Annotated in this window: 20 protein-coding genes and 2 tRNA genes; 9 read left to right on the forward strand and 13 right to left on the reverse strand. The window is 44.5% G+C overall.

The window, feature by feature from the left end; all coding sequences use genetic code 11:
- Positions 1–65: 65 nt before the first annotated feature.
- From BLR43_RS04005 to BLR43_RS04050, 11 genes are all read right to left on the reverse strand, one after another.
- Positions 66–1,430 (reverse strand): tyrosine-type recombinase/integrase, encoded by a 1,365-nt coding sequence (locus BLR43_RS04005; RefSeq protein WP_093068987.1) that lies wholly within the window; start codon positions 1,428–1,430, stop codon positions 66–68.
- A 164-nt stretch (positions 1,431–1,594) separates the two neighbouring features.
- Positions 1,595–1,681: transfer RNA gene (locus tag BLR43_RS04010), tRNA-Leu, on the reverse strand.
- Positions 1,682–1,805: 124 nt separating this feature from the next.
- Positions 1,806–1,879, reverse strand: a tRNA-Cys gene (locus BLR43_RS04015).
- A 177-nt stretch (positions 1,880–2,056) separates the two neighbouring features.
- Positions 2,057–2,191, reverse strand: a complete 135-nt coding sequence (locus BLR43_RS13725; RefSeq protein ID WP_208855952.1) for a putative transporter small subunit — start codon at positions 2,189–2,191, stop codon at positions 2,057–2,059.
- 94 nt (positions 2,192–2,285) lie between these two features.
- Positions 2,286–3,953 (reverse strand): sodium:solute symporter family protein, encoded by a 1,668-nt coding sequence (locus tag BLR43_RS04020; RefSeq protein ID WP_093068989.1) that lies wholly within the window; start codon positions 3,951–3,953, stop codon positions 2,286–2,288.
- Positions 3,954–4,864: 911 nt separating this feature from the next.
- On the reverse strand, positions 4,865–5,827 hold the full coding sequence (locus BLR43_RS04025; protein ID WP_071003567.1) for a formate dehydrogenase accessory sulfurtransferase FdhD: 963 nt from the start codon (positions 5,825–5,827) through the stop codon (positions 4,865–4,867).
- Between the two features lie 90 nt (positions 5,828–5,917).
- Complete coding sequence (locus BLR43_RS04030) at positions 5,918–8,248, reverse strand: FdhF/YdeP family oxidoreductase (protein WP_071001261.1); 2,331 nt, start codon at positions 8,246–8,248, stop codon at positions 5,918–5,920.
- 190 nt (positions 8,249–8,438) lie between these two features.
- Entirely contained in the window at positions 8,439–9,233 is a 795-nt protein-coding gene (locus BLR43_RS04035) for an ABC transporter ATP-binding protein (RefSeq protein WP_071001262.1), read from the reverse strand.
- A gap of 64 nt (positions 9,234–9,297) precedes the next feature.
- On the reverse strand, positions 9,298–10,197 hold the full coding sequence (locus tag BLR43_RS04040; RefSeq protein ID WP_071001263.1) for an ABC transporter permease: 900 nt from the start codon (positions 10,195–10,197) through the stop codon (positions 9,298–9,300).
- A 442-nt stretch (positions 10,198–10,639) separates the two neighbouring features.
- A complete protein-coding gene (locus BLR43_RS04045; RefSeq protein ID WP_071001264.1) occupies positions 10,640–11,671 on the reverse strand; it encodes an ABC transporter substrate-binding protein in 1,032 nt (343 codons plus the stop codon).
- 133 nt (positions 11,672–11,804) lie between these two features.
- Positions 11,805–12,869 (reverse strand): ABC transporter substrate-binding protein, encoded by a 1,065-nt coding sequence (locus tag BLR43_RS04050; RefSeq protein WP_071001265.1) that lies wholly within the window; start codon positions 12,867–12,869, stop codon positions 11,805–11,807.
- A gap of 737 nt (positions 12,870–13,606) precedes the next feature.
- On the opposite strand from BLR43_RS04050, the gene BLR43_RS04055 reads away from it, so the two are divergent.
- On the forward strand, positions 13,607–14,017 hold the full coding sequence (locus BLR43_RS04055; protein WP_071001267.1) for a hypothetical protein: 411 nt from the start codon (positions 13,607–13,609) through the stop codon (positions 14,015–14,017).
- A gap of 107 nt (positions 14,018–14,124) precedes the next feature.
- Here BLR43_RS04055 and metG read toward each other — a convergent pair whose 3' ends face one another.
- Positions 14,125–16,224 carry a methionine--tRNA ligase gene (gene metG, locus BLR43_RS04060; protein WP_167669380.1) on the reverse strand — a complete coding sequence of 700 codons (2,100 nt, stop codon included), beginning with the start codon at positions 16,222–16,224 and terminating at the stop codon, positions 14,125–14,127.
- Positions 16,225–16,587: 363 nt separating this feature from the next.
- Positions 16,588–18,003 (reverse strand): GntP family permease, encoded by a 1,416-nt coding sequence (locus BLR43_RS04065; protein WP_071001268.1) that lies wholly within the window; start codon positions 18,001–18,003, stop codon positions 16,588–16,590.
- Between the two features lie 357 nt (positions 18,004–18,360).
- On the opposite strand from BLR43_RS04065, the gene BLR43_RS04070 reads away from it, so the two are divergent.
- The 8 genes from BLR43_RS04070 to BLR43_RS14005 all read left to right on the forward strand — a co-directional run.
- Positions 18,361–19,074, forward strand: coding sequence for a CoA transferase subunit A (locus BLR43_RS04070; protein ID WP_071001269.1), 714 nt, complete (start codon positions 18,361–18,363; stop codon positions 19,072–19,074).
- Positions 19,075–19,199: 125 nt separating this feature from the next.
- On the forward strand, positions 19,200–19,829 hold the full coding sequence (locus BLR43_RS04075; RefSeq protein WP_093068991.1) for a 3-oxoacid CoA-transferase subunit B: 630 nt from the start codon (positions 19,200–19,202) through the stop codon (positions 19,827–19,829).
- A 42-nt stretch (positions 19,830–19,871) separates the two neighbouring features.
- Complete coding sequence (locus BLR43_RS04080; protein WP_071001271.1) at positions 19,872–20,672, forward strand: 3-hydroxybutyrate dehydrogenase; 801 nt, start codon at positions 19,872–19,874, stop codon at positions 20,670–20,672.
- Between the two features lie 209 nt (positions 20,673–20,881).
- Positions 20,882–22,114, forward strand: a complete 1,233-nt coding sequence (apbC, locus tag BLR43_RS04085; protein WP_071001272.1) for an iron-sulfur cluster carrier protein ApbC — start codon at positions 20,882–20,884, stop codon at positions 22,112–22,114.
- A gap of 93 nt (positions 22,115–22,207) precedes the next feature.
- Positions 22,208–22,633 carry a hypothetical protein gene (locus tag BLR43_RS04090; RefSeq protein ID WP_058024140.1) on the forward strand — a complete coding sequence of 142 codons (426 nt, stop codon included), beginning with the start codon at positions 22,208–22,210 and terminating at the stop codon, positions 22,631–22,633.
- A 27-nt stretch (positions 22,634–22,660) separates the two neighbouring features.
- Entirely contained in the window at positions 22,661–23,782 is a 1,122-nt protein-coding gene (locus BLR43_RS04095; RefSeq protein ID WP_071001273.1) for a DUF2804 domain-containing protein, read from the forward strand.
- 112 nt (positions 23,783–23,894) lie between these two features.
- Positions 23,895–24,470, forward strand: a complete 576-nt coding sequence (gene dcd, locus BLR43_RS04100; RefSeq protein WP_058024138.1) for a dCTP deaminase — start codon at positions 23,895–23,897, stop codon at positions 24,468–24,470.
- Positions 24,471–24,651: 181 nt separating this feature from the next.
- Positions 24,652–24,880 (forward strand): helix-turn-helix domain-containing protein (locus tag BLR43_RS14005; protein ID WP_143007409.1); only part of this gene is annotated, 229 nt, incomplete at its 3' end.

Here is a 24,880-nt window from a genome sequence, read left to right on the forward strand (position 1 = left end):
CAATTAATAGTACAGGTCAAAAAAGGTTTTTAGTAAATAGTATATTATTGAATAAATTTAAATACCTAGTCTGGTTTACTAGCTTTAAGCAAGTCCAAAACCTTGTCCTCTCCAAGCTGATCAATCAATGCTTGCAACTGGGAGCTAGAATCAGCGTCGTCTTTTGCATCGGCTCTAAACTTAGCGGTATCTCTGCCTTCTCGCAATGCATCTAGATAGTTCGCCCAGTTTTGCATCATCTCACTACGATCATCGATATACTCAAATCGACCATATGCCGTGCCATTAGGATCTTTAGTCGTATGACCCAATGCCATCTCTACAAGCACAAGCGGGTACTTTAGCTGCTCTTGTAAGATGGTTTTCGCTGTCGCTCTAAAGCCATGAGCACAGTGTATGTCTTGATAGCCCAAATCTTTTAGTCGCTTATTAGCCGTCGCATCAGAAATAATCTGATGCTTTTTTGCCGTCTGGCTAAAAAACACATATGGAGTATGACCATTGATCTTTTGCTGTTCACGCAAGATTGCTACTGCCTGACGAGGTAGGGGAACCACCATGTCTTTGACCATATTTACCTTACCTTGGCCTTTCAAGGGCTTTAATGTCCACCTGCCAACATCCAAATCCAAATCAGCCCAACGCATACGCCTGAGATCCCCATTACGTACGAACAGTAATGCTAATAGCCTAAGGGAATTTATGGTGTTTGGATCACCTTCTATAGTCTCTATGTCACGCATTAGCTTAGCAAGCTGTTTAGGCTTAGTGATCGCAGGACGATGACCGTAGTTTGACTTAGCAAGTTGACTTTTAATAAGAGCCGCAGGATTGCTCGTACAGAAGCCGCGAGCGCCAGCATAGATAAACACATCACTTGCGATACCTGCGCAGCGTTCAGCCTTATCTGTAGGCTTACCATCCTTGTTCAAGGAGTTGGCTTGAATGTCTAACAGCACTTCAAGCATTCTAGGCGAGGTGATCTCGCTGATAGGCTCATCACCAATGTAGGAGCATATTAGCTCTAATCGTCCTTTCTTACGAATGAGGGTATTGCTCTTTTGAGTCTGGTCTAAGCTATCGAAGTACTCCCAAGCAAAATGATTAAAAGAGTTTTTAGTTTTACTAATGATACTTTTCTTTTTATCTTCACGATATATTTTAGGATCGATGCCCTTACTTAAAAGGTCTTCATACTCACGCCATACTTCACACGCACGTGCATACGAGATACTTGGATATATACCGATGGATATAATACTTTGCTTAGGATTTGAAGGAGGGTAGTAACGGTACATCCATGACTTAGTTTCAGTAGGACGCACCATTAAGAATAGCTTAGGATGGTTTTTGACAGCAACGAAGTACTTCTTGTCTTCAGGCTTATGACTGCTGATACTCCGATCTGAACTGATCGCTTTTCTTTCCATAACCTAATCCTCCATAAGTACACTGAAAACTCAGTATACTTGACAGTATACTCAAAGTGCATGGATTAGGAAAGATTCATAAGACAGTATGGGACGTCAGATACAGCAAAGCCCCTGATATCAGGGGCTTTGGCTACTCTATAAGATAGTATAGAACTATGTAATGGTACCCGGAGCCGGACTTGAACCGGCACGCTATTGCTAGCGAGGGATTTTAAATCCCTTGTGTCTACCAATTTCACCACCCGGGCAAAACTTGTGTTATCTAACATGTAAACTAGCTGATAGACTGTCTAGTTACTAGATAAGTGGTCGCTATTATAATCGGTTGGGATAATAATGCAAGCCAAAATTAACGTAAAGTTAATAAATAATTGGAGGCTGGAGTCGGAATCGAACCGGCGTTAACGGAGTTGCAGTCCGCTGCATGACCACTCTGCCATCCAGCCAATCAAGGTGGACTATATTAGCAAAAATAATTTAAATTACAAGTCATTTTTTGGCTAAAAATAGCTTATTTGCTCACTTGTGCTGATTTTAGTGCTTTTTTATTAGTTTTTTGCGTATTCAGGCTCATCAGCGAGCCGGACTCACTGATGAGAGTACTGATCATTGAGAGTGTACTTTTATAATATCTCTTCGTTATTACGTTTGGCTCGTTTGATATCGCGATAAGTCGCGGTACAAATCAATACCAGCACGCCGAGCGTAATGGCTGGCCAAATTAAAATATATAAGCCGTAGATAAAGACGTTGTCCATGATATCTCCTTATAGTATTTATGAAGGGTTGCCTGTGCAGCGGGTCATATATTGACCAACTGCCAAACCCGCAAGCGGTGCTCGCTACCTGTGTTCATGAAAGCTCAGAGGTCGATGCCTTGGCTTTTTTATCATAATCGCCGACACGTTGATTGATTAAAGCAAAATCAAAGTGTTCATCACCCATGAGGCTAACGATGATACAAGCGATGGTGCTAGCACCATAGGCCGTTAGTGAGGCCAGTAGTACCATGTACTGACGTAAGAAGCCTGTGGCAAAAATGAGCATCAGTACCAGCGTGATCGCTGCCGCTACCATGCCGATTTTACGACCCAAAAAGCCAAAGACCATCAGCCCAATCACGACTGCGGCGCCCACACTGGCCAGTATTTCAAAGAAAAGCGCAGTAAAGCCTGTCATCGGTAGCAGCTCAAAGCGTACCACACAGAATAGCAGTAGGCCGATGATGACTGCCGAGGTAAAGGCGGCATTGGTCACGCGGTTCCAAAACACACTGGCGATGACCGGAAAAACAATCGCGCCCCATAATGCACCGACGAATACGAGCATCACCAAGATATCTAGCTTAAAGCTGGCAAAGATCAGTCCGGCAGCGGTGGCGATAATCATCGTGCTACGACCAACGAGCATCATGGTTTTAGGTTTGACGCGGCCTTTGGCAATGTTTTTGCCATACACATCCGCCATCATAATGGTCGATAATGCCGACAAATCTGAGTCGGCTGTCGATGACAATGAGCCAATGACCAAGATAAAGAACAAGGCGATAAATACAGGGTGCAAGTAAGTGCTGACCATCTGCGGGATGAGGTTGTTCATATTGCCATCTAGTGGCTCGATACCGATGGTCAAAGCCATCAATCCGATCATACCAAGACCGATGACGATACCAGCATAGCCGACCGTGGCGGTAATAAAGGTCTGTTTAATCTTAGTCTTATCGATCGCAAACAAGCGCTGCGTGATGGTTTGGTTACCAATCGCATAAGCAAGTACAGCGACAAAATAGGGCGCTCCTTGCTGAAAAAACGCTTCGGATGAAAAGAAATCCTGCTGTTCAAGCGTGAGGTTAGCGAGGCCATCGACCATGACTTGTGGCCCACCCATCGCAAACAGTACCGCTGGAATAATGACAATACCGATGGCCATCAAAGCGACCAATTGCGCAAAGTCTGTAAAGACGGAAGCACGAAACCCTGAGGTTAGGGTGTAGCTTAGCACCCCGATACCTGCAATCATGACCCCCGTCTGAAACGATAATGGCGATAATACCGATACCAACGCCCCAGCTGCAGTAAAGTTGACCATCAAGCTAATTAAGCTGCCCATAAGGTTGGATATGGCTAAAATTAATTGGCTTGATGAGCCATGGCGGGCGTGGATAAGCTCACCTAAGGTATGACCATCGGGTGCAAGCTCACGAAAGCGCATACCAAAAGGATAAATGAATAAGATCATCAGCGCGCCCCAAAAGCCGTAATGTATCGGCCCTGATACGCCATACTTGTAGCCAGAGGTCGCCGCCGCATAAAACGATGCCGCCCAAATCCAAGTAGCGGTCATACTAGCAGCACCCATGCCAAAGCCGACGCCATGGCCTGCCACCATAAATCCTGAAGTGGTTTCTTTGTCTTTTTTGATCAGCAATGACAACAAATACGTGCCGCCATAAAACGCTAACAACAATAAAATAATGGTTAACGATGAAAATTGGAACAGTGACTCAGTTTTCAAATTCATACCTCGCGATTATTTTACATAAATAAAAGTTTAATAGTATAACTTTATCCAAAACTGTTAAGAATACAATAAAGCCCATAAAAGTTTTATGTAGAGGCATCACACAGTGCTAACAGTTAGCCGTCATAAAAAGCAGTCAGCGCCGACCCAAATGCCGCGCGCTGGCGCACTTGGTGTTTTAAGGGTAGATCCTGCAACCTGTAAATGACAACTGCCCATTGACATCATGCCGGTTACTCACTGTTGTACGTCATTTGAAAAAATCACATGCAACAGTGAGCCACATTTCACAAAAATCGCAGGGAGTCATCAGCATGCGTCTGTTGATGGATAGTCCATCACGCTGTCAAGTGGTCATACTTGATAATAGCTGGCTGCTATAGAGCGCTGACAAGGCAGGTATCTACAGCAAAATTATGAATAAGCACTCAGCCATCTGCTGATGACGGTGCTAAGTGTAGACAGCTTTATCGGCTAATATTATGTATAGCCGGCTGAAATACACCCAAGCATGAGCGAATTTTTGCCCATGATTAGGTAATTGACGCATTACCTGTAGTTAAGTATCAAACACGCTACAGCCCTGATGCGTTGCACCATAGGCTAAGTATTTATAAATAAAACTACAGCTATGTTAACTATGTGTAACATACTCGTGCGCTAAGAGTACCCTATTCTGCCGTGAAGCTCAAATCTATCGGTCAGTTATCTGTCATAAATGACCAAAAGTCAGAGGCAGACCTCAAGAAAAATAGCATTGACAAATGGGGTTTATGGAAAGGTGTTTGTGAGGGTATCAATAAGGCTAACATATTGAATGGTGGCAGTATTAAATGATCAATGTGAGGGTATCAAAGTAAACGAATCGATGATAACGACAGGATTTAGAAAATGTGGTTAGGCAATACTCATCAAATGCCAGTGTAGTAGGTGACTCTATTGTCACGCAAAAACCCAGCCAGTCCCAAACCATAGCGCTGGGCGACCCGTACGGCCGTACTGGTGGGCGCAGACATGCCAACGAGCCAAGGGATACGCCCCCGAATCGATTTTTGTACCAACTCAATCGATAATCGTGAGGTCATGAGTACGCAATCAACCTCTACTTTTTGTCGCAGTTGCCAACCGATTAATTTGTCGAGTGCATTGTGACGGCCTACGTCCTCAAACAAGTACAACTGCTGATTGTATATCGTCGCTGCTGCATGCACAGCTCCTGTCAGTTGGTGTGTATGCTGTGTGGCATCTACTTGCTGACGTAGTACTAATAGATACTCAAGGCTTGGCACGGTTGCCTTAGAACCATGTATGTTTGCTTGTGAGTAGTGGCTCAAGTCGGGCAATGCCTGTGTCAGCCCCGTGATGCCGCACATACCGCAGCCTGTACGCCCTGCCAGTTGGCGCTTTTGGGCTTGGATGCGCTGATGGCAGCGTTGGTTTAGCACCAGCTCTACGATATAGATATCATAATCTTGAAATTGCTCTAAGCGTTGCTCAATGGAGGCGAATTCAAGATCCCCATCGTTTAAGGATTGAGCAAACTTTTGGTAGCTGGCAATATCTGTAAGATGTGTCACTTCCCAATCAAGTAACTCATGACTGTGCTGAATCAAGCCCTCGCTAAATAAGAACCCAACAGCCAAATACTCTAGTTGGTAAGGGCTGGCCATCAGTACCGCATAATGAATCCCATTAATAACGATTGATACCGCTGCCTCTACTGCCAAACTGGTGGTTTGAGACTCAATACAGCTTTGAGGTATATCGGCTCCATGAGCCTTGTCCGATGGATAATGATGCTTCTGCGCTAAATGTTTGCGAGCGAGCATTGTCTCGGCTGCGCTATTATCATTATCCTCAGATATCTCAGTCATAATCACTCTAGTTTCAGTTGTCTCTGCCATCATAGCCATTTTGCTAGAGGACTCACTTTGCTCAAAATTACTTTCAGTGATCATTACCACTTATACAGGTTCGGCTGTCTGAACACTTGTATTCACACGCTCTAAGATCACGGTCGTCGATTTGTATGCTGGGATATGAGAGTCTGGCGCATGGGTATCCAAATCAAACAGGTCGTTACATTCAGGATAATAGGCGGCGACGGCATTGGCGGCGATATCCATCTCAGTCAATATGAGAGGCCCTAGTACGCGCGGCTTGTTTTTATGCGCTGTGTGGCTTGAGCTGCTGGCGTGCCGCGATACCATCACCTGATCTCCTTTTTGCCAGCCTAGGCGGCTGATTTCATCTGGATGCATGAATAGCACATCTCGGCGGTTGGTCTGGCGATAGCGGTCTTTGAATCCAAATATCATCGTATTGAACTGGTCATGACTACGAACGCTGGTCAGTTGCCAAACCTTTTGCGTTGTGTCCTCATGATCAATGTCATGTGTGTCCGCCATTTGGGCTGCAACGTACGTAATGGAGTAATGCGGTACTTCAAACTGAGCTTTGCCACTCTCGGTATTCCATACACGATGGCGCGCTGCATGATACAAATGAAACCCGCGCTCATTGGTACGAATGCGCTGATTGAAGTTTTCAAAACCGTTAATAGCTTGGGCGATATAGTCTCGAATGAGATCAAAATCTTCGCTCATTGCAAGCCAAGGAATAGAGGAGTCAGCACCAAGTACATGTGTCGCAAGCTCCGCTATAATCTTTGCCTCAGACTTTAAGTTATCACTCACAGGTTTAAGCTTACCTTGGGTTGGAACTATCTGACACATTGAATCTTCAATCGTTGCAAACTGCTCACCTTTTGTTGTCAGGATACGCTCAGTACGACCCAGACAAGGCAGAATGACGTTGTTTGCTCCTGGGTATAGCATGGTTTCATTGAGCTTGGTACCGACAAATACATTGAGCTGAGTGGTGGTTAATGCTTGTTGAATAGCGCTCGTATCAGGGGCTGCCACAGCATAATTACCGCCCATACCCATAAACACTTTTAAGTCACCTTCGATAAGCGCTTTGGCGCCTGTGACGACATCATAGCCATGCTCTTTTGGCATAGGACGCTCAAAGACGCGCTCTAGACTGTCCAGTAAGGTTTTACTCGGGCGTTCATGGATACCCATGGTACGATCGCCCTGAACATTGGAGTGACCACGAACAGGGGAGGCGCCCGCACCATCAATACCAATCATACCCATCAATAATAATAGATTGGTAATCATCGCAACATTGTCATCGCCTTGCACATGCTGGGTGATACCCATGCCCCAAGTACAAATGGTCGCTGAACTATCAGCAACTAGCTTAGCGAGATTGACAATATCTATTTGAGGAATACCGCAGCCAAGCGTGATGTCTTCCCAAGTTTGCGCTGTTAGCCATTGTTTTAGCGGTTCAAAACCTGCGGTATGAGTAGTGATAAAGTCATGGTTGATTCTATCATTTTCAATCAGCCATTTAGCAATGCCCGTCAATAGCGCGGTATCACCGCCGATTTGAATTTGAATGACATCATCGACCATATCATCACTTTGACCTGCGGCCATATGCATTGGTTTTTGCGGATTTCTAAATCTACTCAAGCCTTGCTCGCGCATCGGATTAATCGAGATGATTCGGCATCCTTGCTCATGTGCATGGGCAAGCATCTCCAGCATTCGTGGATGGTTAGTCGCTGGGTTTTGCCCAAACATCAATATCAGTTTGGCTTGCTCAAAATCCTCTAGCATGACTGTCGCTTTGCCGACGCCTAGCTGTTTACCGAGCATCACTGAGGTCGGCTCATGGCACATGTTCGAGCAGTCAGGCAGGTTGTTGGTGCCAAAGCTGCGAACAAACAGCTGATACATAAAGGCCGGCTCGTTGGTCACGCGCCCTGAGGTATAAAATAGTGCTTCATTGGGTGAATCAAGCTTTCCAAGCTGCTCAGTGATTAAGCCATAAGCCGCTTCCCAAGGAATAGGGACGTAGCGATCTTGCGCGGCATCATAGTACATCGGTTCTGACAAACGCCCGCTATGCTCAAGTTCGTAGCCAGACCATCTTTGTAACTCGGTCACGGTATGCCTTGCAAAAAATTGTGCATCTGCCTTTTTCGTCATGGTTTCGCTGGCGATGACTTTGATGCCGTTTTCGCAGACGTCGATGCGCTTATGTGACTTATGGTCTGGCCACGCGCAGCCTGGGCAGTCAAATCCGCCTTGAGGTTGATTGCTTTTTAGGACGCTGACACTACCGCGTAAAAAGGTTTGATAATCCATCAGTTTGCGTGTCGAGGAGATCAGCGCAGGCCAACCTGCAGCAGGGTGGGAGTAAACAGGAATTTTGCGCATGACAGACCTCATCGATAAATGGCGGCATAATGGTGGTATCTCATCACTATATAATGCCCGCTGTACCGTGTGTAGCAGTAGTAACCATAGATAACAAAAAACCTTCAAGAAACATCAATTTTCTTGAAGGTTTTAGAAGCAATTAGAAACAGTAATGTCTGCTTTTTGAGAGTCAATAAGTTGAGACAGTCTAGCTCAAAATTAAGCTATCGTCTTCAACCTTTTCGCCGCGTGTTTGCTCGAACATATCTAACAAATCGTGTACGGTCATGCCGCGACGAATGTCTCCAGACACGTCCAAGACCACTTGCCCTTGGTGTAGCATCACGGTGCGCGTACCATGTGCCAATGCTTGTTGCATAGAGTGGGTCACCATCATGGTGGTGAGCTTATTGTCTGTGACAATTTTATCTGTCAATTCTAAAACAAAGGCGGCAGTTTTTGGATCAAGGGCAGCAGTATGCTCATCGAGCAATAAAATCTTAGAGGGCTGTAGCGATGCCATCAGCAGGCTCACCGCTTGACGTTGACCACCAGAGAGTAGACCCATACGGTCTGTCAGGCGATTTTCTAGTCCCAGTTTTAACACAGACAGTTTTTCACGGAACAAGTCACGGTTGTTTTGATTTAGTGCAAACTTCAAACCGCGCTTGCCGCCACGTTTATAGGCCAAGGCCATGTTTTCTTCAATGGTCAGCGCTTCACAAGTACCTGCCATCGGATCCTGAAAAACACGCGCGACCCAGTGTGCACGTTGATGGGCGGATTTTTTGGTGACATCAATGCCATTTAGCAGGATTGAACCACTATCGACGCGCGTGGTACCGCTGACTGCGTTCAAAAAAGTCGATTTACCTGCACCATTGGTACCAATAACAGTGACGAACTCACCATCAGCGATATTCAAACTAATACCACGTAGGGCAGGGTTTTCGATAGGTGTGCCTGGATTAAAGGTCAACTGTAAATCGGTGGCTTGCATCATAATCGTTATTCCTTATTATCTCTTCGGGCAAAGCAAGTGCTGTTGGTACTTGCTTAAACTGTCATTAGGCGCGAACTTTGCGTGATAAAAACTTCGTTTTCGCTTTTGGTAAGACCAACGCCAATACCACGAGTAATGCTGTGATTAAGTTCAAATCTTGCGGGCCAAAGCCGATACTACGCAGCGTATCGCTCGATAGTGCGACCTGAATAAACAGCTTGTACAATACTGCACCGACCACAACCGCAAAGGTAATTAACCAAATACGCTTGGCAGGAATGATGGTCTCACCAATGATGACTGCTGCTAGACCGATGACGATGGTGCCGATACCAATAGAAATATCAGCGCCGCCTTGGGTCTGGACAAATAGCGCACCTGCCAAGGCAATCAAGCCGTTAGAGATCGCCATACCGATGATGGTCATCCATGAGGTATTAATACCTTGCGCTTGTGCCATTCTCAAGTTTGAGCCAGTAGCACGCATTGATAAACCAGTTTCGGTACTATAAAACCAGTTTAAAAATAACATGGCAATCGCCACGACCACACCGATAATCAGACAGCGCATCCAATAACCATTGCCATTAGTCACTAAGGTACTAAATACCGTCGTTTCACCAAGTAGCGGTAGGTTTGGGGCGCCCATGATGCGTAGGTTGACAGAATATAGGGCAACCATCACTAAGATACTGGCAAGCAATTGTAGGATGCCAAGTTTGACATGCAGCCATGCAGTAACGATACCAGCGATTGAGCCTGCTAGCATACCAAAAGCACAGGCGAGCCACGGATTGACACCCGCAACGATAGAGATGCCAGCGACCGCGCCGCCCAGCGGAAAGCTACCGTCAGCCGTCAAGTCAGGAAAGTCAAGCGTACGAAATGAGATCAGCACACCAAGTGCGACGAGGCCATAGATCAGACCACTTTCAAGCGCACCAAAAAAAGCAATTAAAGACATAAGAGATCAGTAAGTCATAACTCAGTGTCTAGCGTATGGAACCAAGATAAGTGAGTGGCAAGCGCCAAAACCCTCTAAATGCTAAACAGCTAAGCGGTGAATTTAACAGATTAAGCAATCTGCGGTTAGGGTAAACCAAAACAGGTCACGATTAACAACGTTCATAAGTTACCTTGGTTTAAAGCGCTGATTCAAGCAACGGCAATATCCAATACAGCAAAAATGTATTTTACTTAACAAGTATCAGATAAGCCATAAGCTAACTACAGCAATATATGAAACAAGCTATTTAAACAGGTTCTGCTGAAACAAGAAGCCCAGCCTACTGACTCATAGCTGGGTTTCTTGTCAAACATTTAGCATGACAGCACAAAAGCGCAATCACTGATTCATATTATGATTTTGCTCATGGCTGCTATGGTAAGCCAAATACAAAGGTGCGTTATTCTACCACTTCTTTTGCTTTATCGATAACTGCTTGTGACAAAGTAATGCCTTCTTCTTCAGCATGTTTTGGGCTGACATACAGGTTAAGCGCTTGTGGGGTGTAAACAGGGATAGCGCCTGCTTTTTCACCATTCAAGATACGAACAACGATCTTACCCGTTTCACGGCCAAGCTCATAATAATCTACGCCTAATGCTGCAACCGCACCGCGCTCAACTGAGCTGGTATCTGAGGCGATCAGTGGAATCTTGCTTTCTTTGGCGATTTGATAGAGTGACTCGTAAGCGGATACCACGTTATTGTCTGTTGAGGTGTAGATCATATCGACCTTACCTTCTAGGCTACGTGCTGCCATTGCGATGTCATTACTACGCTGTGCTGGTGCTTCAAGCACGTTAATGCCTTGAGGGGTCAATTTCTCTTTTAGATTTTGTAAGATAATCGTTGAGTTGACTTCACCTGGACTATAGACATAACCGACATTTTTTAGTTCAGGAATGACTTGGCGCATCAATTCAATTTGCGGCTCATATGGTAGGGCATCTGAGGCTCCTGTCACGTTGGTGCCAGAGCCGTCCAAACTTGGCACCAGCTTGGCAGCGACTGGATCAGTCACCGCAGAGAATACCAGTGGAATGCTGCTCGTTGAGGCGGCCACAGACTGTGCAGATGGGGTAGCAATCGCTACGATCACATCTGGATCATCAGCGACGAACTGTTTGGCAATCTGACCGGCTGTCGCAGTGTTACCTTGTGCGCTTTGGAAGTTGACCGTTAGGTTTTCACCATCTTTGAATCCTGCTTCGTTTAACTCATCGATCACGCCTTTGCGTACATCATCAAGTGCTGGATGCTCAACGATAGCAGTGATAGCAACAGTTTTCATTTCGGTGGCAGTATCGCCAGTAGCCGCAGTATCAGTCGTGCTAGTATCTTGGGCTGATTGATTACAACCCGTTAAGATAGCAGTGCATACACCGCCTAGTAGTAACGCTTTGCCAAAATTAAAACGATTTTGATACAACATGGTTCTGACTCCTAAAAGTAATAATGTGTCCGTACATTATTTAATAGATGGGTAAAAGGGTAAAGCGAGCCACTTATGATGGCTACAGGGTATTTTTCAGTATTACTATTCAGCACTATTTATTTTATTCGTGCTATTTGTTATCAGTGCTTTGCGCTTGTTCATCAACATTGATGCCATTTTTTAGCAACTCTGCTGGCAAACTAACGCCTTGCGTTTTGGCATGCTTAGGGCTGATATATAAGGTTAGATCGTTCATGACGGCAGGTTCAATGTTATTGATCGCCTCGCCATTTAATACGCGATATACCATTTTGCCAGTGGTACGACCAAAGTCATAATCATTAACGCCAAGAGCAGCTGCCGCGCCGCGCTTCACGCTAAACTCATCAGACGCGACAATAGGGAGTTTCAACTCGTTTGCTGCTTGAGTCATGGCCTCAAAAGCAGAGGCGACGTTGTTGTCAAATGAGGTATAGATGATATCTGCGCGTCCTTGCAAGCTACGGGTTGCCATGCCGATATCGGTTGGACGATTGGCAGGGATATCTAACAATGTCAGATCTCGTGCTGGTAGCGCTTGTTTTAGGCTATCACGCAATGACACTGAGTTTGCTTCGCCTGGGCTGTAAACGTAGCCGATCGTTTTCATCTCAGGCTTTATTTGTTGTAGTAAATCTAACTGCGGCTCTAGAGGTAGCTGACTCGATAATCCTGTCAAATTGCTTTGAAAAGGCTTGCCATCTTCATTGATAAGCTTAGCGCCTAGTGGGTCTGATACGGCCGTATAAATGATAGGAATAGTAGTGGTAGCCGCGACAATCGACTGGGCCGATGGCGTCGAGATAGCGACGATGGCGTCCGGATTGTCTCCTGCAAACTGCTTAGCAATCTGTCCTGCTGTCGCTGTATTGCCCTGTGCACTTTGGAAGTTGACCGTTAGGTTTTGGCCTTCGACATAACCATTGTCTGCCAGCTCATCAATAATACCGCGGCGCATGTCATCCAATGATGGATGCTCAACGATTTGGGTAATCGCAATAGATTTGGCAGGTTTTTCTGCATCTGCAGCAGAGCTATTTTCAGTAGTGGCGGCTGTGTCAGTAGAGGAGTTCGAGCAGCCTATCAGGCCAAGTGTGCTAATGGCACTAAGAGCAACGCCATATAGGCTTAAGCGTAGAGTAGAAGCAATAGTCATTATTAGGATAACTCATAGGTTATATCAATCATAAAAACCAAGCGAGGACTGTCAGATTGATCAAGCCTACTAATAGCAATGCTCAAAGAATCTGTTTGGTTCTCTTTGGTTCTAAAAAAGATATTGGAGAATGCAGATTAGCCGAGTCAATACTACGTCTACGTCAACATAGCAGGCTAACCATTAATTAAAGTAATCGTTCCGTCGATTATTATGTTCATATTATGACAGCAATGTAAGTTATCGCAATAAAAAATTAAAGCGCATTCGTCATAGGCGTACTTAGTAAGACTATTAGGCATTGTCGTAACCACTGTCATAAGTGTGGTTTTGAGTATTTAACCATAAGAATTAGCCTCTTAAGGCATTGTCTTATCCAATAAACTGATAGTCAAAAAGCATACAAGCTAGCAACGCATCTATTACCAATCCACTTCATAATTAACGTAAGCTAATGTTTATATAAAAATTTTTTATATGAGAAGTAGGGTGCGTCCAAAATCCATATCATTATTATGTTGACGTGTTGAATATATAGTAAAGCCCAAATAAAACTGATATATCATCATAAACACACTCGATTAAATACTATTTTCCTTGCTTGCTGTGACTTCGTCTCCAGAGGCTGCGAAAAATAGCCTTTAATCTCGTTGTGTCATTTTTAAATTGACTTGACTATACAACGCATTCAAATATCTCATTACTATTATTCAAACGCATATTTTAAGGATAACATTATGAATACAGCTAATTTAAAGTTATTGACCATCGCTGGCATTACGGCAAGCTCATTGATTTGCCTGCCTGCTATGGCAAAAGACAATCATGGTAATGGGCACGGTCATGGAAATGGCAAGGGTAACTCTGCTCACATTAGTAAAGATTACAACCATAACAATTATCAAAATAATGGCAATGCCCACCCTAATATTAATGCGTATCGCAATGCTAGCCCTAACGCGTCATTCAAGCGTGACCTTGATAAATACGGTTATAGAGTAGTCGGCAAGATTGATAGAAGGGATTATGATCGTTCTGTTATTTTAGATCGTTATGATGACCGTTACGTACGTATCCGTACGCCAGACAATAAGATTGTGACAGTAATTAATAACACGTTGGAAATTATTGATGTTTTGAGTAGATAACAGCGCACTTTAATCTTTTAAGTCAGCCATAAAAAAACGGTCTATTTAGACCGTTTTTTTCGTTCTTTCTTTAATTATCACTTACACCACTACTTAAGTTAATATTTTTATGCGAGTACATCACCAATGACACAGTTATCAGGTAGCGTAACGACCGTTAGCTGAGTTTTTGGATCGCCTGATGACAAAATCATGCCCTCAGAGATACCAAATTTCATCTTTCGCGGGGCAAGGTTGGTCACGCAAATGACTTTCTTACCCGTCAGTTGCTCAGGCTCATAGAACTTACGAATGCCGCTAAACACGTTACGTGGCTTTTCTTCACCAACATCTAGTGTGAACTGTAGCAGCTTGTCCGCGCCTTCTACGTGATTGCACTCAAGCACTTTAGCGACTTTCATCTCAACCTTAGCAAAGTCTTCAATACCAATATAATCCGTTTGCTCGGCAACAGTATTAGCGTCTATTGCAGGTGATTTGTCTTTTGCGGCAGGCTTGTTATTTTCGGTCACAGCAGGCGCATCAGCTTGAGCTAATGATGCTTTAGAATCTTCTACCATGGCTTCAATATCTTTTTCTTCGATACGTTGCATCAGTGGCTTGAATTTATTGATTTTATGGCCTAATAACCACTCATTACGACTGGCAAAGCTTAAATCGTCAATATTCAAAAACTCTTTCGCATTTGCTGTCAGCTCAGGCAATACTGGTGCCAGATAGACCATCAACTGACGGAAAATGTTGATAGCGACCGAGCAGACGTCTTGAACTTCTTGCTCAGTGCCTTCCAATTTCGCGAGCGACCATGGTTTTTTGGCATCGATATATTCGTTGGCTTTATCCGCACACTGCATGATGAGGCGCATAGCACGTGAGAATTCACGATTCTCGTAAGCAGCAGCAATCTCATCGCCCGTTTTGGTAATGTCTTCTAATAGGCGCGGTTCAGCGCAAGTCTCAGACAGTATACCGTCGTACTTTTTAACCAAGAATCCTGCACTACGACTAGCGATATTGACCACTTTACCCACCAAGTCAGAGTTGACCTTTTGCATAAAGTCTTCTAAATCAAGGTTGATATCTTCGACTTTGTCAGACAGTTTGCTGGCGAAGTAATAACGTAAGTATTCAGGGTGTAAATGCTCAGCATACGTCTCGGCCTTGATGAAAGTGCCGCGTGACTTACTCATTTTTTCGCCATTGACCATCAAGAAGCCATGGGCAAAGACGCCCGTTGGCGTGCGCAATTCGCTACCGGCTAGCATGGCTGGCCAAAACAGTGCATGGAAATACACGATGTCTTTACCGATGAAGTGATAAACTTCGGTTTTGTGCTCGTTTTCTTGTGCCCAGTAGCGGTCAAAATCAAGCGCTTGCTCTGTTCCCGCACGCTTATCACATAGGTTTTTAAAGCTTGCCATGTAGCCAACTGGCGCATCAAGCCAGACATAAAAATATTTGTCTGGCTCATCGCTTGGGGTGTCTGGAATTTGAAAACCGAAGTAGGGCGCATCGCGCGAGATATCCCAGCTAGTAAGTCCTGCCTCAAACCATTCTTGCAATTTATTAGCCACTGAGGTTTGCAAGCGATTGTCACTGCGCGTCCAGTCCTGTAAGAACTGCTCAAACTCTGGCAAGTCAAAGAAATAATGCTTAGAAGTTTTAAGCACAGGCGTGGCATCCGATAACGTTGAGCGCGGGTTTTTCAGCTCAGTGGCATCATAAGTGGTGCCGCATACTTCGCAGTTATCACCATATTGATCTGGTGAATCGCACTCAGGGCAAGTGCCTTTGACAAAACGATCGGCTAAAAACAATTGCTTTTCAGGATCAAATAGCTGCTCGACATCTTTTGTGCTGATATGACCAGCCTCATTGAGACGACGATAAATCAGCTCAGAGAACTGTTTGTTTTCTTCTGAATGAGTGCTGTGGTAGTTATCAAAATTGATCAGGAACTTTGAAAAATCTGCTTCGTGTGAGGCTTTGACTGAGGCAATTTGCTCCTCTGGCGTGACGCCATTGGCTTCTGCTTTGAGCATGATGGCTGTACCGTGCGCGTCATCGGCACAGACATAAGTGACCTGATGGCCTTGCGCCTTCATCGCACGTACCCAGATGTCTGTCTGAATATATTCTACAAGATGCCCCAAATGGATGTCGCCATTGGCGTAGGGCAGCGCACTGGTTACTAAAATCTCACGCACTTTTATCACCTATATTTTTGTATAAATGGGTTAGTTATCGAACATCTTAAGCGGCTCATCGCTCATCGATGCGACATCGTTAATGCTAAAAACTTCTAAAAATAATAAAAAATCAAAAAGTGTGCCTATGATACCGTAATTCAGATAATTTTGTGATATTCCTTGGTAATTACTTCTCATTTGGCAAGCATTTATTAGCCATGAACGATAGGTTCACACCGCATGTTGATGGTCATAAACCAGCCATAAAAAACCCACCAAGCAGTGTGCTAAGTGGGTTTTTTATTTATCCATTATTCACTTAGATACCAGTAGTCAATAATAAATGGCTAAGTGACTAAATGATTAAATGACTAAGCTAGCTTAGAATGAACCAAACATCGTCCCTAAGATAATCACAGCAACCACAGCGACCAATGGAATGACCATCGTCACCATCGCCAAGTTCAAATAAGACTGTTTATGGGTCAAACCACAAATCGCTAGCAAGGTAATGACAGCGCCACTGTGTGGAAGCGTATCAAGACCACCTGCCGCCATAACGGCTACGCGGTGCATTAACTCAGGGTCGATACCCGCATTGACGGCCATTCTTAGATAGTCTTCACCCAAGGTCGACAGCGCAATACTCAAACCACCAGACGATGAGCCTGTGATACCAGCAAGCGTGGTCATCGCGACGGCTTCTGAGATCAGAGGGTTGTCAGGGGTAAGGTTTAAAATGCTATCACGAATGATAAGGAAGCCTGCTAATGATGCGATAACTGCGCCATAACCCACTTCTGATGCAGTATTAAAAATCGGCAGCATCGAGTCATAAGTACCACGGTTGATGGTTTTTTGTAGGTTATTCCAATGTCCGATGCGGAGCAGAATTAACACCACACAAGCGACGACCAACGAGATAATAATTGACCATAACCCGAGCGATCCATCTATATTTAAATCGGGAAACTGAGTTTTTAGGCTACTGAAATCTATCGATGGGAAAACCACATAGGTCAATATAGCGTTCAAGCCAATGACCAATATCAGCGGAATCATGGCAACGGTGAATGAAGTGTGATGAGTGTTTAATATATCAGCTTTTTTTGCAGCCGCTCCAACGCCGCCTACATCCTCTTCATCATGCTGACCATAACCTTCCCCCGCTGCATTTGCTTTGTTGGCACGTGACTGAAGCCACAACCAACCACCAATAAACATGATCGTACCGCCAATGATACCCAAAATAGGCGCGGCAAATACGTTGGTGTTGTAGTAAGGAATTGGAATAGCGTTTTGGATGGCTGGCGTGCCTGGCAGTGCAGTCATTGTAAAGGTAAATGACCCTAGGGCAATGGCAGCAGGAATCAAACGTTTTGGGATATCGGCTGCTCTGAACAAGTCCTTGGCAATAGGATAAATGGCAAACGCCACCACAAACAGTGATACCCCGCCATAGGTCAAAATAGCACAGACCAAAATCACCGCAAGAATGGCCTTGCTGGCACCGAGCTTTTCGACGACGGTATTGGCAATCGCGGTTGCCGCACCAGAGTCGGCCATCAAACGCCCAAACAATGCCCCTAGCAAGAATATAGGGAAGAATTTGAGTAAGAACCCACTTAACGCGCCCATAAAGACATCGGTATAAGCGGGGATGGTGTTTAAAAAATCACCTGATAGTAAGACTGCTAGCGTCGCCATAATCGGTGCTAAGATCAGCACAGAATAACCACGATAAGCAAAAAACATGAGTAATAATAGGGTGATGACAATCGCAAATGTACTAAACATGATAGCCCTCCTTGGCAAAATTAAGACAGCGTGTATGTCGCGATTATCGATGTAGGTCAATAAAATTAATCAAAATATGTAATTTTTGATTTTTTATCAAATATTAATCTTGGAATAATATGATATTGACTTGCCTCATACCTCGCTACTGTACTGTCTCATTCGTTCTTAGTGTTATTGTCTTCTCGCTGCGAGAATTATATGTTAAGTTAGCATAAGTATTTGATATATGATATATCGATATAAAATGTATTGATTTAAATTTAAAACAGTCAATGCGCTATTGATTGGCACAATAAATAAATCATGATAGATAATGGACGTTAATAACAAAAACAGACTTGCAAGGAGATAAGTATGAGTCGCTCAAAAGTATATAACAGTGCCGAAGAGGCGCTAAAAGGCATCGTCAGCGATGGGCAAACACTCGCTATCGGTGGTTTTGGTCTATGCGGCATTCCAGAAGCATTGATCGAAGCACTACGTGATAGTGGCGTTAAAGAGTTGACCTGTATCAGCAACAACGCTGGCGTCGATGATTTTGGACTTGGTCTGCTACTACAGACCCGCCAAATCAAGAAAATGATTTCATCATATGTTGGTGAAAACAAAGAGTTCGAACGCCAGTACTTGGCAGGCGAGTTAGAAGTTGAGCTAACCCCGCAAGGTACATTGGCAGAAAAGCTACGCTCAGGTGGTGCGGGTATTCCTGCATTCTATACAGCGACTGGTGTGGGCACATTAGTTGCCGAAGGTAAAGAAACGCGTGATTTTGATGGTCGTACTTATGTGTTAGAGCATTCATTACGTGCGGATGTGGCACTCATCAAAGCACAAAAAGCTGATAAAGCCGGTAACTTGATATTTAATAAGACCGCTCGCAACTTCAACCCAGACTGCGCAATGGCGGGAAAAATCACCATCGTCGAAGTCGAAGAAATCGTCGAGACAGGTTCGTTTGATCCAGATGAAGTGCATCTACCAGGTATTTTTGTGCAACGTATTGTATTGAATGCTAGCCCTGAAAAACGTATCGAAAAAACCACGACTAAAGCGGTAGAAGGCGCTTAGATAAAATCATGGTTGAGACTTATCGTCAGTTTTTAGATTGATAATAACTTAGATAGCTAATTGTTTAGATAGCTAACGATTTAGATGAATAGCAATAGAATATCGTAAAAAATAAGGAAATCAGCATGGCATGGACAAGAGAACAAATGGCGCAGCGCGCGGCAAAAGAGCTACAAGACGGCTATTATGTCAACTTAGGCATTGGTCTACCAACGCTAGTCGCTAACTATATTCCTGAAGGCGTAGACGTATGGCTACAATCAGAGAACGGCTTGCTGGGTATTGGTGAGTTTCCAACCGAAGACGCCGTTGATGCCGATCTGATCAATGCAGGCAAGCAAACCGTGACCGCAGAAGCAGGGGCCAGTTATTTTAGTAGTTCAGAGTCCTTTTCGATGATTCGCGGTGGTCATGTCAACTTAGCGATATTAGGCGCCATGGAAGTCTCAGAACAAGGTGACCTTGCTAACTGGATGATTCCTAAAAAAATGGTCAAAGGCATGGGCGGTGCGATGGATTTGGTCGCAGGCGTACAGCGTGTGATTGTATTGATGGAACAGGTCAACAAGCATGGCGAGCCAAAAATCTTAGCCAACTGTGAGCTACCATTGACGGGTAAGGGCGTGGTTGATCGTATCATCACTGAGCTTGCCGTATTAGACGTTACTGACAGTGGCCTAAAATTGGTTGAATTAGCAGATGGTGTTAGCTTTGACGAGCTACAAGAAAAAACGCCAGTTAGCATTGCTCAATAGGATTTATCTCCTAATATTTATAGATCATAATAAGGAACCTATATGTCCACCCAATTACAGCAGGATTTGACAGGTAAAGTGGCATTAATCACTGGCTCTGCAAGTGGTATCGGTCGTGATATCGCTGAGACTTATGCAAAAGCAGGCGCTTCGGTTGGTATTGCCGATATCAATCTTGAAGCAGCACAGCAAACGGTTGATGCCATTGAAGCAGGTGGCGGGCGTGCTCTTGCGATTGCGATGGATGTGACCTCTGAAGATGCGGTAAACGAAGGTGTACAGAAATTGGTTGATACCTTTGGCGCTATTGATATTTTGGTGTCTAATGCTGGTATCCAAATTATCGATCCTATCCATAAAATGACGTTTGATGACTGGAAAAAAATGCTCGCTATTCACTTAGATGGCGCTTTTTTGACCACTAAAGCCGCGATTAAGCACATGTATAAAGGCAATAAGGGCGGCACGGTCATCTACATGGGCTCAGTACACTCGCATGAAGCGTCACTTTATAAAGCACCTTACGTCACTGCCAAGCACGGCCTGCTAGGACTGTGCCGCGTACTGGCAAAAGAAGGTGCTGAGCATAATGTGCGCTCGCATGTGATCTGTCCCGGGTTTGTCAAAACGCCTTTGGTCGAAAAACAAATACCGCAGCAAGCAAGCGAGAAAGGTATTAGTGAAGAATCTGTCGTTAATGACATTATGCTAGTAAATACTGTCGATAAAGAATTTACAACGGTAGAGGATATTGCTCAGTTGGCACTATTCTTAGCGGCGTTTCCCAGTAATGTGTTTACAGGACAATCTATCGTTGCCAGTCATGGCTGGTTTATGAATTAATAGACAAATATTGCGCCTATTATAATAGAACAAACCACAATGTCAGACCTACTGGCGTTGTGGTTTTTTTATGCGTCCAATTCAGCTACACTGTCACGATAGAAGGTTTGGCTAAAATGGTCACTGGTTTTATCGTTTGCTCAATAGGAGACGATATGAATTAAGCCATGTACCAAACTCATCCACTTGTATAGGCAATAATAATAGCTATGTTCAACTTTATGAAGAAAAAAACCACCAAAACCGAAACACCGCAGCAGCAGGCAGAACGTGATAGTGCCGTTGATAAAGTATTGCTTGGGTATGAGATAGGAACAGTCAGTATTGCGACGATGGTCACAGGACTTGAGCGTGACGGCGAGGCGCTGACGCTAGACTTGCGCCTGCCACAAGACAGCAACCCTGAAGCTATCCAACAAGAGCTTGGTCAGCTGCTGCATCCGCATGGCATTACCACGATTCATATGAATGTGCGCCTGCCTGCTCCAGAAAAAGGGTCAGGTTCAAGCTTACCAAAGCAGATGCCAAAGACAACCAATGCGATGGAGTCCCAGCCTTCATCTGGCGTTAATAACAACGTGAGTAATGCCAATAACGCTAACGCTGAGCCGCCAATTACCAAAGCAGCACCTACGCAAGCTTCATTAGCTGCGCATCCTCGTATCCGCCATATTATTGTTGTGGCATCAGGTAAGGGCGGCGTTGGCAAATCAACGACGACTGTGAACATCGCACTGGCATTACAAAAGCGGGGTAATCGCGTGGGCGTGCTTGATGCGGATATATATGGGCCTAGTATGCCGACAATGCTAGGTGTTGCCGATGTGAAGCCGCAATTAGAAAACGAGCAGTTCGTTCCGGTTGATGCGCATGGAATAGCGATGCTCTCTATCGGCAGCTTGCTCGATGGGGAGAACACACCAGTTGCGTGGCGTGGACCAAAGGCGACAGGTGCGCTGATGCAGCTTTATAATCAAACCAACTGGCCACAGCTAGATTACTTGGTGATTGACATGCCGCCAGGTACGGGCGATATACAGCTGACCTTAGCACAGCGTATCCCAGTGACAGGCGCTGTCATCGTCACGACGCCGCAGCACGTTGCACTACTTGATGCGCAGAAAGGTATTGAGATGTTTAACAAAACCAGTATTCCTGTGCTTGGTGTTGTTGAAAACATGGCGCTGCACACTTGTAGTAACTGCAACCATACCGAAGCGATTTTTGGTAAAGGTGGCGGCGAGATGATCGCTGAGCATTACCACGTGCCTTTATTAGGGCAGCTACCACTTGCCAGTGGTATCCGCGCCCAAGTCGATAAAGGGGAGCCAAGTGTATTGGCTGATGATGAGTTTGCGAATTACTATATCAATATAGCCAAAAACATCGAGACTAATATTGATAAATTTGCTAAGCCTGTCGATGATAAGCGGATCTTTTAATCGTTTATGATGATTGTTTATCAATAACAAATTAGCCTAAGCAAATATAAAGTTAAAAGCATTTTTATTCTAACAAAGAAGCAAGGAAGCTTTGTGAGTGTATCTATTTATCAAAGTCATTTAGAGGCTGCGCCCAAGCAGTACACGTTACTAAAAATGCTGCGTCCGCCCGTGTATGAAATTGAGCTATCAAATAACCAACTGATTGGCGTTTGCTACTATAAAGATGGTAGTAGCAAGCGCTATCAAGTCAATGCAACCTTTAGTAATAGGCGAATGGTGATTGCCGATTTTTTGTCAGCAGTAGAGGCGATGGCGGCTTTATTGTTAAAGTTTCCTAAGCATCCTTTTGGGACAAATGGTTTTGCCGTAGCAAATGTGACGCAGGAGCTGGCCGATGGACTCACTGCAATAGAGGTCAAAGCCATTACAGAAGCCATTTGGGCCGCATCAAGGCAAGCAAAAAGAACAGTGATAAGTACCGAAGTAAGCTATCAAGGACAAGTGATTAGTCAGTAATAAATGCAAGACAAGGATGTCATAGCAATGCATGGACCTATTAAAAGCGACAAGGTAGATAATGTAGCTTACGCAAATATCATTTCTACCGATATAAAGCCACAAGCTATCGAACAGCTCATCCAAAATGGTCAGCCACAATTTGGGGTGTTCTCGCAAGTTAAACAAATCAATTATCTCGATTATTACAGTCCGTTAATCTCGCAAAAACCATTATCAAACTGGCGTAAAGACTTCAAGGCCAATCAATTCTGTTTTGTCCAAATCATCGAGCCGCCTTTTAGAGTATGTCTCGCACTGGCAACGATTAAGATTGCCACTAGTGCTTTTGTTTATGTTTACAATGAAGAGACTGCACAATTAGAGATTGGGGAAGCCTTGCAGCCAGTTACGCGCCGCAGTGAATTTATCGGCGATCACTATCAAGGGCAGATGTCTTTTACCCATAGCAAGCTTAGCCTAACGCTAGGTTTTACCCCAGAGCAGGTGAGTATAGAGCTTGATAGCCAATATCTAGCAGTCCATGCAAAATTAGAGCGTCAGCAGCAGCCGCTTGCGATATGTACGCCAACAGGCAGACGCGGTTGGACGTTTACCCAAAAAGAGCCGTTGAGCGCTGCTAGCGGCGAGATAATTATCAAAGCGGGTGCACAGATAACCGCTGATAGTCAGCAGCAAAAACTTGAATTGAGCAAGACAACAAAAGCCAATCTAGATTGGACACTGGGTTATATGCGTCATGAGACCAATTGGTTTTGGACTTGTATCAACAGCTACCTAGCAGATGGTCGGCATTTTTTATTGAATCTCTCTATGGGTGTCAATGAGACAGGTCTAAGTGAGAATGCTTGTTGGCTCGATGGCGAGATTTTTTATCTGCCACCTGTATTATTTGAGCGTAAAGATACGAATGACTCCTCTGCCAATACTTGGCACATTTATCATCGAAGCTTAGGCTGGAGCAGTGTCGATATCGATTTAACTTTCACGCCGATTAGAGTCTACAAAAAAACAGACAATTTCGGCGTTGTCGCCAGCATCTTTGAGCAGTGGCTAGGGGAGTACAGCGGCGAGATACGCTTAGCTGGGCAAGTGCTACGCTTGGATAAGGTAATGGGACTAGCGGAAGATCACTTTGCAAAATGGTAATATCTGACTCAAGCTGAATAGCGAGTGGATACTTTTATCTCGCGTAAAACCTATAAATTGAGCCATCAATTCCGTATAATCATCGCTATTAAAAATTTGCTAAGGAATAACAATGTCTATTAAGTCTGACCGCTGGATTCGTAAAATGGCCGAAGAGCACGGCATGATCGAGCCATACGAGCCAGGTCAAGTGCGCTTCAATGATGCAGGCGAGCGTTTGGTGAGCTACGGTACCTCAAGCTACGGTTACGATGTACGCTGTGCGCCTGAATTCAAAGTCTTTACCAACGTCCATTCAGTCGTTGTTGATCCTAAAAACTTCGATGATAAAAGCTTTATCGATATCGTCGGTGATGAGTGTATCATTCCGCCAAACTCGTTTGCCTTAGCACGTACGATGGAATATTTCCGTATTCCACGCGACGTACTGACTATTTGCCTAGGCAAGTCGACTTACGCACGTTGCGGTATTATCGTCAATGTCACGCCGCTAGAGCCTGAGTGGGAAGGGCATGTAACGCTAGAGTTCAGTAATACCACCAATCTACCAGCTCGTATTTATGCCGGAGAAGGCGTCGCGCAAATGCTGTTTTTCCAAAGCGATGCCGATGACGTGTGCGAGACCAGTTACAAAGATCGCGGCGGTAAATACCAAGGTCAGCGCGGCGTGACCTTGCCGAGAACCTAGTTAAAGATAAAGTCTCAAGTCTTTGAGCAGCCAATAAAAAAGCCAGTTATATCAAATATGACTGGCTTTTTATTATGCTTAGATTAACACATGAAGTGCAATACCAAATGCAAGGTGAAAAAAAGACCTAGATGCGCTAGCATCAAAGTTTTTATCCACCGACCAAAGTGAGATTGCAACCATGAGCTATACACATCTAAGCCTAGGTGAACGATACCAGATTTATGCCCTTAAAGGGGCAAAACATAGTATTAATTTTATAGCGAGGGTGTTAAACAGAAGTCCCAGTACCATATCAAGAGAGCTTAGGCGTAATAAAAGCCTACGAGGTTACCGAGCAAAGCATGCTAATAACAAGGCTTGTGACAGACGGGCTAACAACGCCACAACTATTGTGACTGACCTCTGGG

It is taken from the genome of Psychrobacter pacificensis (assembly GCF_900101915.1).
GTDB lineage: Bacteria > Pseudomonadota > Gammaproteobacteria > Pseudomonadales > Moraxellaceae > Psychrobacter > Psychrobacter pacificensis.

What these genes read in the sequence shown, in the direction of transcription:
- BLR43_RS04030 (WP_071001261.1), bottom strand. Translation starts at nt 8,248, where the DNA reads ATGCGCAAAATTCCTGTTTACTCCCACCCTGCTGCAGGTTGGCCTGCG.
- BLR43_RS04070 (WP_071001269.1), top strand. Translation starts at nt 18,361, where the DNA reads ATGAGTCGCTCAAAAGTATATAACAGTGCCGAAGAGGCGCTAAAAGGC.
- BLR43_RS04055 (WP_071001267.1), top strand. Translation starts at nt 13,607, where the DNA reads ATGAATACAGCTAATTTAAAGTTATTGACCATCGCTGGCATTACGGCA.
- apbC (WP_071001272.1), top strand. Translation starts at nt 20,882, where the DNA reads ATGTTCAACTTTATGAAGAAAAAAACCACCAAAACCGAAACACCGCAG.
- BLR43_RS04005 (WP_093068987.1), bottom strand. Translation starts at nt 1,430, where the DNA reads ATGGAAAGAAAAGCGATCAGTTCAGATCGGAGTATCAGCAGTCATAAG.
- BLR43_RS04045 (WP_071001264.1), bottom strand. Translation starts at nt 11,671, where the DNA reads ATGTTGTATCAAAATCGTTTTAATTTTGGCAAAGCGTTACTACTAGGC.
- dcd (WP_058024138.1), top strand. Translation starts at nt 23,895, where the DNA reads ATGTCTATTAAGTCTGACCGCTGGATTCGTAAAATGGCCGAAGAGCAC.
- BLR43_RS04020 (WP_093068989.1), bottom strand. Translation starts at nt 3,953, where the DNA reads ATGAATTTGAAAACTGAGTCACTGTTCCAATTTTCATCGTTAACCATT.
- BLR43_RS04035 (WP_071001262.1), bottom strand. Translation starts at nt 9,233, where the DNA reads ATGATGCAAGCCACCGATTTACAGTTGACCTTTAATCCAGGCACACCT.
- BLR43_RS04050 (WP_071001265.1), bottom strand. Translation starts at nt 12,869, where the DNA reads ATGACTATTGCTTCTACTCTACGCTTAAGCCTATATGGCGTTGCTCTT.
- BLR43_RS04095 (WP_071001273.1), top strand. Translation starts at nt 22,661, where the DNA reads ATGCATGGACCTATTAAAAGCGACAAGGTAGATAATGTAGCTTACGCA.
- BLR43_RS04025 (WP_071003567.1), bottom strand. Translation starts at nt 5,827, where the DNA reads ATGACTGAGATATCTGAGGATAATGATAATAGCGCAGCCGAGACAATG.
- BLR43_RS13725 (WP_208855952.1), bottom strand. Translation starts at nt 2,191, where the DNA reads ATGGACAACGTCTTTATCTACGGCTTATATATTTTAATTTGGCCAGCC.
- BLR43_RS04065 (WP_071001268.1), bottom strand. Translation starts at nt 18,003, where the DNA reads ATGTTTAGTACATTTGCGATTGTCATCACCCTATTATTACTCATGTTT.
- BLR43_RS04080 (WP_071001271.1), top strand. Translation starts at nt 19,872, where the DNA reads ATGTCCACCCAATTACAGCAGGATTTGACAGGTAAAGTGGCATTAATC.
- BLR43_RS04075 (WP_093068991.1), top strand. Translation starts at nt 19,200, where the DNA reads ATGGCATGGACAAGAGAACAAATGGCGCAGCGCGCGGCAAAAGAGCTA.
- BLR43_RS04040 (WP_071001263.1), bottom strand. Translation starts at nt 10,197, where the DNA reads ATGTCTTTAATTGCTTTTTTTGGTGCGCTTGAAAGTGGTCTGATCTAT.